At 39.6% G+C, this 14,919-nt stretch carries 14 protein-coding genes; 9 read left to right on the top strand and 5 right to left on the bottom strand.

Features of this window, described 5'->3' with window-relative positions; all coding sequences use genetic code 11:
• Positions 1–149: 149 nt before the first annotated feature.
• Genes H9I35_RS07430 through H9I35_RS07420 form a run of 3 tightly spaced genes read left to right on the top strand, consistent with a single transcriptional unit; the run spans position 150 to position 6,302 of the window.
• Complete coding sequence (locus tag H9I35_RS07430; protein ID WP_187418789.1) at positions 150–3,323, top strand: type I restriction endonuclease subunit R; 3,174 nt, start codon at positions 150–152, stop codon at positions 3,321–3,323.
• 1 nt (position 3,324) lies between these two features.
• A complete protein-coding gene (locus tag H9I35_RS07425) occupies positions 3,325–4,989 on the top strand; it encodes an HsdM family class I SAM-dependent methyltransferase (protein WP_187418788.1) in 1,665 nt (554 codons plus the stop codon).
• Positions 4,989–6,302 (top strand): restriction endonuclease subunit S, encoded by a 1,314-nt coding sequence (locus H9I35_RS07420; protein ID WP_215905291.1) that lies wholly within the window; start codon positions 4,989–4,991, stop codon positions 6,300–6,302. The genes H9I35_RS07425 and H9I35_RS07420 overlap by 1 nt, the downstream gene beginning before the upstream one ends.
• Here H9I35_RS07420 and H9I35_RS07415 read toward each other — a convergent pair.
• The gene (locus H9I35_RS07415) at positions 6,271–6,618 is read right to left on the bottom strand and encodes a restriction endonuclease subunit S domain-containing protein (protein ID WP_187418786.1); all 348 of its coding nucleotides are present in this window, start codon (positions 6,616–6,618) and stop codon (positions 6,271–6,273) included. The genes H9I35_RS07420 and H9I35_RS07415 overlap by 32 nt on opposite strands.
• An 80-nt stretch (positions 6,619–6,698) precedes the next feature.
• Between H9I35_RS07415 and H9I35_RS07410 the strand changes: the two genes are divergently transcribed.
• Complete coding sequence (locus H9I35_RS07410) at positions 6,699–7,868, top strand: ISAs1 family transposase (RefSeq protein ID WP_187418599.1); 1,170 nt, start codon at positions 6,699–6,701, stop codon at positions 7,866–7,868.
• Here H9I35_RS07410 and H9I35_RS07405 read toward each other — a convergent pair.
• From H9I35_RS07405 to H9I35_RS07390, 4 genes are read right to left on the bottom strand one after another with little or no spacing between them, the layout of a single operon-like run.
• On the bottom strand, positions 7,835–8,014 hold the full coding sequence (locus tag H9I35_RS07405) for a hypothetical protein (protein ID WP_187418785.1): 180 nt from the start codon (positions 8,012–8,014) through the stop codon (positions 7,835–7,837). The two genes, H9I35_RS07410 and H9I35_RS07405, sit on opposite strands and share 34 nt — an antisense overlap.
• Positions 8,015–8,022: 8 nt before the next feature.
• Positions 8,023–8,892: a KilA-N domain-containing protein gene (locus H9I35_RS07400; RefSeq protein ID WP_187418784.1), complete on the bottom strand. Its 870-nt coding sequence runs from the start codon at positions 8,890–8,892 to the stop codon at positions 8,023–8,025.
• A gap of 3 nt (positions 8,893–8,895) precedes the next feature.
• Positions 8,896–9,882: a site-specific tyrosine recombinase/integron integrase gene (gene xerA, locus H9I35_RS07395; RefSeq protein WP_187418783.1), complete on the bottom strand. Its 987-nt coding sequence runs from the start codon at positions 9,880–9,882 to the stop codon at positions 8,896–8,898.
• Positions 9,879–10,571, bottom strand: coding sequence for a restriction endonuclease subunit S (locus H9I35_RS07390; protein ID WP_187418782.1), 693 nt, complete (start codon positions 10,569–10,571; stop codon positions 9,879–9,881). The genes xerA and H9I35_RS07390 overlap by 4 nt, the downstream gene beginning before the upstream one ends.
• A gap of 466 nt (positions 10,572–11,037) precedes the next feature.
• Between H9I35_RS07390 and H9I35_RS07385 the strand changes: the two genes are divergently transcribed.
• The 5 genes from H9I35_RS07385 to yidC all read left to right on the top strand — a co-directional run bounded on the left by H9I35_RS07385 (position 11,038) and on the right by yidC (position 14,851).
• Positions 11,038–11,895 carry a hypothetical protein gene (locus H9I35_RS07385; protein WP_187418781.1) on the top strand — a complete coding sequence of 286 codons (858 nt, stop codon included), beginning with the start codon at positions 11,038–11,040 and terminating at the stop codon, positions 11,893–11,895.
• Positions 11,896–12,181: 286 nt separating this feature from the next.
• On the top strand, positions 12,182–12,337 hold the full coding sequence (gene rpmH / locus H9I35_RS07380) for a 50S ribosomal protein L34 (RefSeq protein ID WP_016521223.1): 156 nt from the start codon (positions 12,182–12,184) through the stop codon (positions 12,335–12,337).
• A 60-nt stretch (positions 12,338–12,397) separates the two neighbouring features.
• Positions 12,398–12,721, top strand: a complete 324-nt coding sequence (rnpA, locus tag H9I35_RS07375; protein WP_252722627.1) for a ribonuclease P protein component — start codon at positions 12,398–12,400, stop codon at positions 12,719–12,721.
• Positions 12,718–12,939, top strand: coding sequence for a membrane protein insertion efficiency factor YidD (gene yidD, locus H9I35_RS07370; protein WP_187418779.1), 222 nt, complete (start codon positions 12,718–12,720; stop codon positions 12,937–12,939). Before rnpA ends, yidD begins: the two co-directional genes overlap by 4 nt.
• A 133-nt stretch (positions 12,940–13,072) precedes the next feature.
• Complete coding sequence (yidC, locus tag H9I35_RS07365) at positions 13,073–14,851, top strand: membrane protein insertase YidC (protein WP_187418778.1); 1,779 nt, start codon at positions 13,073–13,075, stop codon at positions 14,849–14,851.
• Positions 14,852–14,919: the final 68 nt, after the last annotated feature.

The following is a 14,919-nucleotide window of genomic DNA, read 5'->3' as shown; positions in this document are numbered from 1 at the left end:
ATTTTTTTCTGCTCGTACGGCGTCTGCCGCCGGTATGATTTCATATTTGGGATTTTTTCCAAGAATTAAGCCGGCTTGGATCGACATATCGTTCTTATCTGCAAAAATAAATAATTATATGATATTATGAGAATAAAGGTTGGTTCTTAATGTCATCGGATTTTAATGAAAATACAAGGGTTCAAGTGCCGGCGGCTTTGCATTTATGCAAGCTTGGTTATGTCTACCTTGATAAAATAGAAATATATGATTCTAAAACAAATATCCTAACTAATATTTTTCTTTCTCAACTTCATAAATTAAATCCCGCGCTTTCCGATACAGATTGTAAAAACTTCCTTAATAAAATTATTACATGTCTGAACAACGATGACCTCGGTAAAGAATTTTATACACTTCTTTCTTCAAATTCCGGAATTCATCTCATTGATTTTGACACTCCGGAAAATAATACCTGGCATATAACAACCGAATTTACCTGTGAAAACGAAGATACAAAAGACAGTTTCCGCCCGGATATAACATGTTTTATAAACGGTTTACCTCTTGCTTTTATTGAAGTTAAGAAGCCTAATAACCACGAAGGAATGCGTGCAGAATTTGATCGAACAAATGCGCGGTTTAGAAATAAGGCATTTCGAAGGTTCTTCAATATCACACAACTGATGATTTACTCAAATAATCAGGAATACGACAGCCAGAATAGAATTCCTGTTCAAGGAGCGTTCTATTGTTGTACATCCAAAGAAAAAGCATTCTACAATGTATTCCGCGAAGAGACTAAAAATTTTGCAGAAAACTATCCTTATCTGCCGTTGACAGAAGAAATTACAAAAAAAATCTGTAAGCACCGAAACTGCATTTCTCTTCCTCATCATCCGGAGTTTGTAACTAACTGTAAACCCGGTACGCCGACAAACAGGATCATCACATCAATGTTGAGCAAAGAACGATTCCTGTTTTTGCTTCGATACGGTTTTGCATATGTTGATTTAAAAAAAGAACTTGATACCGGAGAAACCGTTACAGAATTGCAAAAACACATCATGCGTTATCAACAGTTATTCGCTTCTCTTGCAATTAGGGATGCTCTTGATAGGAAAATAAAAAGCGGAATCATTTGGCATACTCAAGGATCCGGAAAAACCGCATTGGCATATTATTCCGTAAAAAGTCTTACGGATTTCTTTGCAACAAAAAATATTGCTGCAAAATTTTATTTTATCGTTGACCGTATATCTCTCATGGAACAGGCTATGGATGAGTTTGCCGGCAGGGGCTTGAAAGTTCGCTCTGCATCTTCAAGAGACGAACTGATGAAAGATATCAAAGACAACAGTCTTGTTGAAAATAATACCGGCGAGCTTGAAATTATGGTCGTGAACATCCAGAAATTTGAAGAAGACCACACGCCTATAGAAGTTGTGAATTCATACAGTACAAATCTCCAGAGAATCTTTTTTATTGATGAAGCGCACAGAGGTTATAATCCGGAAGGCTCATTTCTTGCCAACCTTTTGGAAGCTGACAAAAATGCAATTAAAATTGCAATGACAGGAACGCCGCTTTTAAAAGAAGAGAGAGAAAGCTGGCGTGTATTCGGCGATTACATCAACACCTACTATTACGACAAATCAATAGCGGACGGATACACATTAAAGCTCATGCGTGAACCGATTCAGACTGTCTATCGTGAAAAACTTGAAGCGATTCTTGATAAACTGGCCGGTGATGTTGAAGTCAAAAAGCCTGATATAGATAAAGATAAAATAATTGAAAATGAAACGTATTTGAACGCTCTCATCGACTATGTAATACAAGACATAAGAAGGTTCAGAATAGAAAACTCTGATGATACGGTCGCCGCAATGGTTGTGTGTAAGACAAATCCGCAGGCAAGAAAATTTTATGAACTTTGGACAAAACGGTACGATGAGGCAAAAAAATATGAGGACTTGAAGCTTGCCGAAAAATACGACCCGATGAAAGCTCCGTCGATTCAAAAGCCTTTGATTGCAGCGCTTATTCTTCATGACGAGGGCGACAAGGAAGAGCGCAAGGCATACATCGACGAATTCAAGAAAAAAGAAAGCATAGATGTACTTGTCGTAAATCAAATGCTTCTTACCGGATTTGATGCACCCCGTTTGAAAAAAATGTATTTAGGACGCAAACTTGACGGCCACGATCTGCTGCAGGCATTAACACGCGTAAACCGCCCATACAAAGATTTTAAATACGGTTATGTTGTTGATTTTGTAAACATAAAAGAAAATTTTGACGCTACGAATGAACGTTATCTGAAAGAACTGAACCGCACGAATGATTCAAAAGAAACCGGCGAAGAGCTTCCTCCGGCACAGGCTATTCTTGAAAGCGAAGAAGAAATCGCTGCAAAAATCCGGAACATAAAGTCAATTCTTTGGTATTTTGATGTTTCAAACCGGGAAGAATTCAGAATTCAGCTTGATGAGATTGAAGATAAAAACAAACTGTATGAACTGAGAAGTGTTTTAGACGAGGCAAAAGCTCTCATAAACCGAATCCGTTCATCAGGCGATGAAGATCTGACTGCAAAAGTTCGTGATATGCTTCCCGGTACGATTCCTTCTCTTATAAGCGAAGTTACCCATAGAATAGAGCGCATCAATTTACTTGAAGGCAATGAACACAAGGAAGATGTGAGCGGAATTATCAATCTTGCCCTGAGCGAGATTGACTTTGAATTCGTAAAAGGCGTTCCCGAAGAACTTCAAATCTTCATTAATGATTTACGCGATAAGTACGAACGTGTTCAGCGCGAATTTGAAGTTAATTTCGATAAAGTCGAAGATAAGTATGTTAATCTTGCAGAGGAATTCCGTTCATTCTTCCGCAAAAAAGGCTTTGTTCCGGAATCGGTTAAAGATGCAAAAGAAAATATCCACTACATGGATGAAGTAATGAAAAAGATAAAGGAAATCAATGCAAGGAACAATCTCTTGAAAAAGAAATACAACAACGACGAGCGTTTTGTCCGTGTTCACAAGCGCATTCTGGAAGAAAATACAAAACGCCCTGTTGCAATAATCTCAAGCAATGAGATGGTCTTGTGCGAAAATCTTTATGAAATGAAACACCTTATAGATTCGTATGTAGACTTGAACCCGCACATACTTGAAACCAACAGCCAGAGCAAATTCAAGCAGGATGTAATGTCAAATGTAGCGACAAAACTATACTCTCTGGGAATAAAAGCCGCAATTGATGACAAAAAATACATCACCAATTTAATTTCAAATGAATACATAAATCAATATAATAGTTACGGAGCGATAATATAAAATGGCAGAACAGAACTTGAACTTAAAAACGATTGCGCTTATCGACTCATTAAAGTCAACCACGGGAGCTTACGGTCTTGCAAACAACGGAAGCGAATACAAAATCATTACAGAAATATTTCTCTATAAATTTTTCAATGATAAATTCGGTTACGAAGCAAAACGAGCGCCTGAATATGGTGCGCGACTGAAGAAAGCGGAAAAGTGGGATGCCGAATACGATTTTTTTACAGAAGACGAAGTTGAAGACCTGTTTACTTATCTTCCGGGGTCAGTTCCCCGATTAAAGCCGCATCAGACACTTGCTCACCTTTACAATGCTTCGGGGCAGGGCGATTTTTCCGCATTGCTCGATTCAACCTTGATTGAAATTGCAAGTCAGAATGCAGATACATTTTCTGTTTCCACATCCGGAAAATCTAAAGTAAGTATTTTTACCGCGGTTACTACTTATGTTACTGACACCTCAAAACGGGATGCTTTTGCGAAAGCCCTTATGAGTACGGTTACAAGTTTTAACTTCGAAACGGTCTTTGATGAAAAATATGATTTTTTCTCCGGTGTTTTTGAATATCTTATCAAGGATTACAACAATGCAGGCGGCGGAAAATACGCTGAATATTTTACTCCTCGGGCAATAGCACAGGTAATGGCAGCTCTTTTGACCGAAGAGGGAAAAGATTACAAAGGTGTTACCTGTTACGATCCGAGCGCCGGAACCGGAACATTGCTTATGGCTCTTGCCCATGCAATCGGAGAGGACAGGTGTTCGATTTACAGTCAGGATATTTCCGAAAAATCCTCGGAAATGCTCCGATTAAATCTTATCCTTAATAATCTCGTAGGAAGCCTTCCGAACATTATTCAGGGGAACACGCTCACAGAACCTGCACACAAAGAAAGCGACGGACGGCTAAAAACGTTTGATTTTGTCGTTTCAAATCCGCCGTTTAAGCTTGATTTTCCGGAATATTCAGACTCGCTCACTGCCGACAGTATGCGCTTTTGGGCGGGAGTTCCGAACAAAGTAAAAAACATAGACCCGAAAAAGCCGAAAATGGCAATTTATACTTGTTTTATTCAGCACGTTATTAATTCTTTAAAGCCTACAGGCAGGGGAGCGATTGTTGTTCCTACCGGATTCATAACGGCAAAGTCCGGCGTGGAAAAAAGAATTTTGGAGCGCATCGTAAACGACCACGTAATCTGCGGCGTTGTAAGTATGCCGAGCAATGTTTTTGCCACAACAGGAACAAATGTAAGCGTCTTGATTTTTGACCGTACACCAAAAACAGATGACGACACGGTTGTGCTGATCGATGCGTCAAAGCTCGGCGAGGAATACAAGGAAGGCAATAACCAGAAACGCCGTCTGCGTCCGGAGGAAGTGAAAAAAATTGTGGACACTTTCCGCAGCAAAAAGATTGTTGAAGATTTTTCAGTTGTAAAGAAGTACAAAGATATAAAAGAAAAGAATTGTTCTCTTTCAGCAGGTCAGTATTTTGACATCAAGATTGAATATGTAGATATTACTCAGGAAGAATTTAACAAGCGGATTGCAGAGAAAAAAGAGACACTTAAAAACCTGTTCAAAGAGAGCGCTGATTTGGGCAGAGAGATCCTCAAAAGCCTTGATTCGCTGGAATTTCATGAGGAAGTGAAATGATGGCTAAATTTAAGGAATACAAACTCGGTGATATTGCAGATATTTTGACAAGTAATGTTGATAAAAAAGTAACACCCAATCAAAAAACTGTAAAACTATGTAATTTTGTAGATGTTTATCATAACTGGGCTATAACAAAAGAGAACTATGCAAGTTTTATGACTGCTACCGCATCCGATGAAGAGATTTCAAAGTTTTCATTAAAAAAAGGGCAGGTAGCATTTACAAAAGATAGTGAAACTAGAGATGATATAGGAATTCCGACTTATATTGCAGAATCTTTTAACGATGTTGTATTAGGTTATCACACCGCACTTGCAACACCTGATGAAAACATCGTGACCGGTGAATATCTAAATGCGTTCATGCACAGTTCTTTTATCCAAAAGTATTTTGAATTAAATGCAACTGGAAGCGGAATGCGCTACACTCTTTCTCTGCAGACATTACACGATATTCCGATTTTAGCACCTGACTTACCTACACAAAATAAAATTGGAGCATTACTTTCAAACATAGACCACAAGATTTCTGTTAATCGTGAGATAAACAGGAATTTAGAAGAGCTGGCAAAGCAGATTTACGACTATTGGTTCGTGCAGTTTGACTTTCCGAATGAGGATGGAAAACCGTATAAGTCTTCGGGCGGAAAAATGGTATGGAATGAACTGTTAAAGCGTGAGATTCCTGCGGGGTGGGAAGTGGAATCTGTAAACAATATTTCAACTTCATGCCGAGGTGTTGGATATACTTCAAAAGATGAAAAATCTGTCACAGATAAAAATATTGTTTTGATCCTTCGAGGCAACAATATCGCAAATAATCATATAATCTACGATGATAACACCGTTTTTGTTGATAAATCATTTGTATCAGAAGAACAAAAAATTAAAAAGTTTGACATAATTATCACAATGTCTAGCGGAAGTAAAGAACACGTCGGCAAATCGGCAATGTTTCTATTTGATTCGCCACATTCATATGGTGCGTTTTGTAATAAAATTATACCCAAAAAGAATTACCAATATTTTCTTGAAAACTATCTGCACTCTAATTTTTTCATAAAATGTATTCGTCAATTTGCTTCCGGAACAGGTATTAATAATCTTACAAACGAGCATTTTAGCAAGACATTTTTTGCTTTTCCTCCCACAAAAATCTTAGGATTATTTAATAAAAAAGTTGAAGATATTTATAAACAAAAGGGATTTATTGAACAAGAATGTCTGCAACTCTCCGTCCTTCGCAACACGCTCCTTCCTCTTTTGATGAACGGACAAGTTACGCTAAATTCCTGTTTATCTCACGAGTGATTGATATTTTTTTATCGATTGATGTTATGAGTTTTCCAATTTTTGCTTCATCTAATTCGTCACTAATAATTGGAAAATTCATAATATGATTTATGTCGCCTCGTGGCATCTTGCTGCCTTTTGAAGCTTTCATTACATAATCGTAGAAACTATCTTGCATTAGAACAGAATATAGAAATTCAGAAGTATGATTTGTCTTTGCACGAAATGCCAACACATCTGCCGAACATCCGCCATCAGAATCAGCAAGCCAAATCTTTCGTAAATATGGACGAATGTTTGCGATAAGAACATCACCTTTCTTATAATAAGTCAAGTTACATTTTTGAGGAGGCACGGAAATCAATTTTTGCTCGAGTATTGTTTAAAAAGTTGATAAAGTGCTAAAGTAAGTGTATGAGGTGGGAAACATTAGAAGAAGCACTTGCAGTGCTTGAGACGGAACGGGAATACGACGGGTATTTTTGCAGCGTACAAGACGCGGTTATCATCGTGATTTTGGGAAGCTTGTGCGATTTGCAAAGCGTAAAGAAAATCCACGAGTGGGCAACGACCGAACATGTCAGAACATTTTTGGCAGAAACGTTCGGAATCAAACGAATACCGTGCTATTGGTGGCTGTTAAGCCTGCTTGGAATCATACGGCCGGAATCATTGAATGAGTGTATGAAACAATGGGTAGCTTCGGTTGTACCGGCTCTTGCAGCAAAACTTGAGACGGAAGAGAAAGAACAAAGCGCGAAGAAAAAGAAGCAGCCGTTGACGATAGCCATAGACGGAAAAGCTATCCGCTCAACGGGAAAGATGAAAAAATACGACAGTCCCTTGCATATCATCAGTGCACAGATAGGGGAATTGGGGTTGACGCTTGCCCAAAGAACGGTCGAATCAAAGAGTAATGAGATTCCTGCCGTACCGGAATTGATAAAAGAGCTTGAAATTCAGGGCTGTATGGTGGTCGCGGACGCAATGAACTGTCAAATAGAGACTGCCGAGGCGATAATTGAGGCAAAAGCGGATTATTTGTTAAGTGCGAAGGGCAATCAGGAAGCACTTATGAACGATATCGCGGAGTATGTTCAGGATACAAAGCTGAGAGTGACGATGGACAGCATCACACGAACGGAAAAGGGACATGGGCGGAAGGAAAGGCGCAGTGCGTATACGAGTGCAGATGTTTCATGGCAGCCGGGAGGACGAGTATGGCCGGAACTCAAATGTATTGGAGCAGTGCATACACGATTTGAGACGAGTAAAGGGGTGACGGAAGAATGGCATTATTATATTTCAAGTAAAGCGTTACGAGCGGAAGAGCTGCTCCATCATGCAAGAGAGGAATGGTCGGTGGAATCGATGCATTGGCTGTTGGATGTACATTTTGACGAGGACAGATGCAGGGTGCAGAGTAAGAACGTACAACAGAATCTCAATATGCTGCACAAGTTTGCGCTTAACATAATCCGCATACACAAACGTGAATCACAATCGAAGCTGCCTTTAAACGGGATTATGTTCCGTGCACTTATGAATCCTCAAGCATTATTACCGCTTTTGGGCAAAACTTGATTTCCGTGTTGAGGAGGAAGATTAGTTGCAATCATGCGACCTGTTTTGTTCTGTAAAATACAATCAGTAGTAACATAATCAGCCAAAGCAATATTATCACTGGAAATTCTGTCATTCACTTGTTCACAAATATCTTTGAGTTTCATGCTCATAATTACTTTTCTATCCCTTTTTCAATCCGAAGATTATTATTTGGAAGTGGAGATAACGGTATTTCCAAGGAATTGATCGTCGTCAACTGTTTTATTGCAGTCCGGCGTAACAGTTCAAGCCGTCGTCCTTGCTCAGTTCCCTGTTCAATCAAAATGGCATTATAGCTTTCTAAATTGACAAGCACCAGGAGCTGACTTATTGTTGCATAATCACGGATGTTTCCTTTTTTCTTTGGATTTTCCATTCTCCACTCTTTTGCAGTTTTGCCAAAAAGTGCAACATTCAATAAGTCTGCCTCATCCGCATACACAAATGACTTTTGAGCAGGAGTCAGATCCGGTAAAATCAGGTTTTCTTTTATTGCATCTGTATGAATATGATAATTTAGTTTTGTAAGTTCACGATTCAGATTCCAATTAAGCGAAAGCCGTGAATTCTCATCATTTTTTAAGCGTTTATAGTCCTTTATGATGTAAAGTTTAAATTCCGGAGAAAGCCATGAGGCGAATTCCAATGCAATATCAGAATGAGCAAAAATTCCGCCGCCATACCTGCCGGATTTTGTTATAATTCCTTTTCCATAAAGGATTTCATTCCAGTCTTTTATAGAAAATGTAAATGCATTGGTTCCTGCATCACTTCTAAACGTATCGAATTCGCTACGTTTAAAATCCGGATTATGCAAAACTTCCCAAAGTCCAAGGAATTCAACAATATCACGACTTCTAAGCCAACTGTGTATTGTAATTCTGGGGTCAGAACTTCTATATCTGGCTATATCAGTAAGAGAAATATATTCATTCTCAAAATCGGTTGTATATATTCCGATTTCAATTCCTTTTGCATGAATTGTCTCTTTTATTGTTTTCATTTCTTACCCCAAATATTTTCTATGGCTTATCTTTACGTTTTGCTGGTCTACTTGCGCATATCTCATTGTAGTATCAATTTTTGCATGCCCCAAAAGCCTCTGTACCTGTTCAATCGGCATTCCTCTGTTTATTGCTTCCGTTGCCATTGTTCGCCTGAATCTATGCGGATGAACTTTATTGATACTAGCAGAGTTTCCCAGTCTTCTCAATGCAGCTTCAACTCCGCTTATAGAAAGCCGATTATATGGTGCCTTTTGCTGAACGAACAATGCGGGAGAATCGTCAGTTCTGGAATTCAAATACTCTTTTAAGTGTAATTTTGTACTTGCATTAAAATAAACCTCTCGTTCTTTTGCGCCTTTACCAATCACGATTGTTTGGCGCTGTTCAAAATCAATATCACTTCGATTCAATTTTACAAGCTCCCCCACACGCATTCCGGTAGATTCCAGAAGATCTACAAGAGCTTTGCTTCTTGCATCGGTACAATTATCCCGCAAAATTACCATATTTTCGTCTGTAAAAACCTTCTGAACAGTTATATCTTGTTTGACTTTATGAATTTTGCGCATTGGACTTTTCAGAATCAAATCTTCATTTTCTAACCATGAAAAGAATGTTGAAAAAATACGCCTGTTATTGTCGATAGTCATTTTTGAAACTTGTCGTATAGTTTGAAAATTAGAAAGATATGTTCTTATGTCCTCTGAGGTTATTTCCGTAGCAGGTTTTTTTGTAGATATAAAAAGTTTCTCCAAAGTAGAATTGTAATAAGCAAGAGTTTTTACAGAGCAACCTTCCAGTTTTTTTGCCTGAATAAAATCTTCAAGCAACAAATGATTCTTTGTTTCTTTTTTCTCAATTCTATAAATAGAAAATCCGTCCAAAATCCTGTCCAGAATTCGGCAAATTCTCGTAATTTTATCCGTTTCAAACGATTTAGAAAGCTGCTCTTGTAAGCTTTCCATAATTTGTGTTTTTGTGTTCATATCACATACACCTCCCATAGATTAAATTTTACGAAATAATGGAAATGATGTTGAGATAAACAGGAATTTAGCGTAACTTGTCCGTTCATAAGAAGCGGGAGAAGAGTGTCGCGGAGTTTAACCAATTCTTTTATTTCTTTTTCCATGGTTAAAATCTGTTTCATTATTGGTTTTACTTTTTCATCAAACTTTTTAAGAATTATTTTTTGAGGAGTTAATGTTGGTAATATCTTTAGATAATCTGTTTTTAAATTCTTAAAAATACTTCCAGAAGCAAGATGTAATAAATTGTATCTAACCATTTTAATTACATAGAAAAGGTAATACTTTAAATACGATTCATAATTTGTAAGAACAAGCCAACCGTCATGTACACAGGCATTGATTTCTACAAACTTTGGGATACCCGGAGTAGCACTATTCGAGACTATTAGAGTATCAGGTTTTACACTTACACTTTTGTTTTTTCCTTCTGGAATAATGCACTCTCTGATTGTTAATAAATAAGGACTTTCAATATCTTCTGTTGCATCTGAAATTTTAATCCATGGGATACCTGTGTTTGTAGAATCCATGAAATCATCTATTGGTCTTGGGGAGGCTCCTCTGTTTATATTACATAATTCTTGTAATTCTAAGCTGTTCCATCCCACAGGAATCTCACGCTTTAACAGTTCATTCCATACCATTTTCCCGCCCGAAGACTTATACGGTTTTCCATCCTCATTCGGGAAGTCAAACTGCACGAACCAATAATCGTAAATCTGCTTTGCCAGCTCTTCTAAATTCCTGTTTATCTTATCAATTGAAATACCGGTCAGTTCAAGAAAAAATAAACCTCGGGCACAACATGAACACCGGAAGAAAGCATTTTACAATTCGGCATCGGTACATTATAATAAAACGATTTGTAAAGAATTTTCTGCAAGATATTCTCATGAACTGTTTTGCAGTTTCGTTCTTTGACAATTCAGCAGCGGTTCGAAATCATGGTACTTGAGCTGTAGAAAAAACACATTCAGTATGAGTACGTTTTTTCTACTGAAGCTGCAAAACAGTTTTTAACGCAGTAAATCCCGCTTCCGCCGGATATGACAGGTAAAAGAGCGCCTCACTGAGGCAGAGGCAAGGGAAATGCAAAATCGGAGGCGAATGATGAAAAAGGTTATAGCGATATTTTTTATTTGTGTATTGTTTTCATCGTGCGGAAAGTTTGAGGAAGGTACAGTATTGAATAGATTAACCCCTATACGGTTGCTGCTTTTGAATATACGGAAAAATCCTGACAATATTTCCAACGAACAGAGAAAGCAGGCGAGAGCATTTTATAACGCGATTGTAAGATACGAATGGGAACCGGAAAAGGTAAAAGAAATGCTCGATGCGGGAGCGGATCCGAATTACTGTTACGGGGAATGCGGCTGGATTCAAAATAATCCTTTGATTGAAACAGCACGATCGATGTTTTTCGATGCCACGGGTTTTAAAGAGGTTTATGGATATGTTCCGAACCCGCTCCCTGATGAAGGCAGATCGATTGATTTATTAAATTATGGAGCAGATATACATAAATACCCTTATGCATGGATTATTGTATATCGTTATGGAAATTATTATATACACGATGAACAATTAAAAGAACAGGATAAAAATCTTATGGATTATTATATATCGGATTATATTAAAAATGCTAACAGGCTTCTTTCTGCTTTTATAAGGGTGGGCGCGAGTGTAGATGCTAAAGGGAATCATATTGCTTTTGATTGGCAAACATATAACGATAATTTGTCTTATGAAGACTTCTGTAAATTGTGTAAAACATCTGAGGCAACAACCCCTTTGTATGAAGCGATAAAAAAGGGAATGCAATGGGAAAGTCAGGTAGATTTATTACTGAAATACGGTGCAATTATAGACGAAAGCTGTCTTGAAGCGGCAAAATTAAGCGGGGAAGAAGCGATGATTGAAAAAATACAAAAACTTTTTGACAGAAAACAAAAAAGCGATGAATAAAAACATCGCACATATATCTAAAGAAAGCTTCTAAAAACTGAGATTTTTAGAAGCTCCCATAACAAAGTTTTCAAAGCCGACAACGCGGACAAGCTGCGTTGCGGTTTAAAACAATATTACAAACGGTACAACAGGTCATGATGCGTCGAAAGCTTACAAATGCCGCTCAAGTCGCTTTTTCCGCGCCTTGACCAAGTATAAAAAATAATGATATATTTGATTACTTATTTCGATATCTTATGACCTTGATAGCGATATCAGGTTGATTATATAAGGAGCATGTTCTATGTTACGGACATATCAGCCCAGTAAAGTTAAACGCAACAGAAAATTCGGATTCAGAGCGCGCATGGCGACAAAGGGCGGCCGCAAAGTTCTCGCCCGCCGCCGTGCAAAGGGACGCAAAAAGCTGTCGGTCGCGGACGAAAAAAAGAAGTATTGATTTTAGGGACGGAAGCTGCCGATGGAAGCCGCTTTGAAAAAAACCGGCGGATTTAAACGTATGGAACGTATAAAAAAATCCGCCGCTTTTAAAGCGCTTTTTAAAAACGGAAAGCGAACGGGCGTCCCGGGCGCAAAGCTGTTTTATGCAAAAAACGGATTGCGCGTAAATCGCGTCGGATTTCCTTTGTCCCGCGGATACGGTAACGCGGTGCAGAGAAACTTGTCGAAAAGATACAGCCGTGAAGTCTATCGTTTATTAAAAGCACAGTTGGATGTCGGATATGATATGCTCTTTTTATTGTATCCCGGACGAGATTCGTTCGATGCCCGATGTGCGCAATTTCGATTATTGTGTAAAAAAGCGGGATTGATTACGGGATGAAACAATTCCTTGCGAAATTTTTCTGTCTTTTAATCCGCGCCTATCAAATCTGTATTTCTCCGTTGTTTCCGTCGTGCTGCAGGTATACGCCGACGTGTTCGCAGTATGCGATCGAAGCGATAAAAAAATACGGACCGGGTAAGGGTCTTTTTTTCGCAATAAAAAGAATCGTCCGCTGTCATCCGCTTCATGCCGGCGGATACGATCCCGTTCCTTAAAATTGCACAGCCGGTAAATTTTAAGATTCGGAAGCAGTGCAATTAGTACGCGTATCTCGCAGCGAGTAAAATAATAATTTTAAAATGCCGCGCCGCTGCGTGCATATTTTTTTAATTTGTTGGAGATTTACCTATGGATAAAAATACTGTTTGGGCGATCGCGTTGTCGACGGTCGTGATCGGAGTGTTTTTGGTTTTGCAGTCTACCGTATTTGCGCCTCAGCGACAAAACGGAGCTGCGGCTGCCGAACGGACGGCGGTTTCTACGGACGCGCTTCCTGAAAATTCACAAAGTGCGGCACCCGTGCTTATCGCTTCTTCCGATGCCGAAGAAGCCGTTTCCGAGCAGACTCTTACGATCGTAACCGATAAAATCAAAGCGGTTTTTACGAACAGGGGCGGCGATATAATCGGCTATGAATTGCTGAATCACGTCGATACCGATACGAATAAAGGCGTTGAAATGGCGGACAATATTTCCGCTTTTAACCGCGCGTGTGCCGTTTCGTTCGGCGATGCGAACGGAGCGATGATAAACGATCTGTTCAGCGTCGAACAGCCGGATGCGAATACCGTACTTTTTACGAAGCGCTATAACGGCTACACGTTCGGCAAGCGCTATACGTTTATCCCCGGCGAATACATGTTCAAACTTGAGGTTTTGATGCACAGCGACGAGGGTACGGTTTCGCTCAACACGAACAACGCCGCCTACACGATCCGCACGGCACCGCAAGTCGGGCCGCACTACAACCCGCGTATGAACCGCTACGATTCGCGTATGTTTATCACGTTCGACGGCAACAAAAAAAAATACGTACAAGTCGGTACGAAACAGTTTAAAGCCTACAAGCGCGATTATATGTGGGCGGGCATCGCCGGAAAATATTTCGAAGGACTTTTCGTTCCCGAAAAACCGGAGACGATGACGGGCGAAGCGTATTATTCTTCGCGTACGGAAGTCGGCGACTATGCGAACGCGCAAGCCTTTTTTACGCGCAAGCCTTTTTCCGGCACCGATATGGCCGACACGTATTACGTTTATTTCGGGCCGCGCAACGAAACCGATTTGCGTATCTACAATACCGCGTCGGCGAACGGCTGGCAGCTTGAAAATGTAAAACTCGACGAATCGCTGCAGGGCTACGGCTGGCTCGGCTGGCTTGAAAAGATCCTCAAATGGGTTCTCGAAAGACTGTATAAAGTCGTTCACAACTGGGGCGTTGCGATCATCATCATGACGATTTTATTGAAATTTGCAATGTTCCCGCTGACAAGACAGCAATCGCTCGGTACGCTTAAAATGCAGGCGCTCCAGCCGAAGATAACGGAGCTACAGACGAAGTACAAAGACAATCCGCAAAAATTGCAGGCGGAAACGGCAAAACTTTACAAAGACAACGGCTACAATCCGATGAGCGGCTGTCTTCCGATGCTCTTTCAATTTTTAATAATTTTTGCGATGTACGATCTGTTTAACAATTATTTCGAATTCCGCGGTGCATCGTTTATTCCGGGATGGATTCCCGATCTTTCGACCGGCGACAGCGTGTATACGTTTAATCGCGACATACCGTTTATAAGTTCTTTCTTGGGTAATTCACTCCGCATTTTACCGATCATTTATCTCGCATCCCAGCTTTTGTACGGTAAAATCACGATGGTCGGCGGTACCGCGGCGGGAGCCGGCTCGAGTGCGGGTCAGATGAAATTTATGATGTACGGTATGCCCCTCATTTTCTTTTTCCTGTTCTACAATGCGCCGTCAGGTCTGCTTTTGTATTGGACGGTGAGCAATATCATCCAGATGGGGCAGCAGCTTATAATCAATAAATTAATGCGTCAAAAAAAAGCGGAAATCTCCGCGCAAGCCGGACAATTTAAAATTGTTAAAAAAGGCAAAAAACGCTGAAGCGTATTTTATTAATCGGAGGCTTTCGAAAATTACACATTCGGAAGGTTCCGATTTCCGTTCGGAAA

The sequence above is a fragment of the Treponema sp. Marseille-Q4132 genome, from assembly GCF_014334835.1.
In the GTDB taxonomy this organism is placed as follows: domain Bacteria; phylum Spirochaetota; class Spirochaetia; order Treponematales; family Treponemataceae; genus Treponema_D; species Treponema_D paredis.
This window is presented reverse-complemented; position numbering and strand designations above follow the sequence as displayed.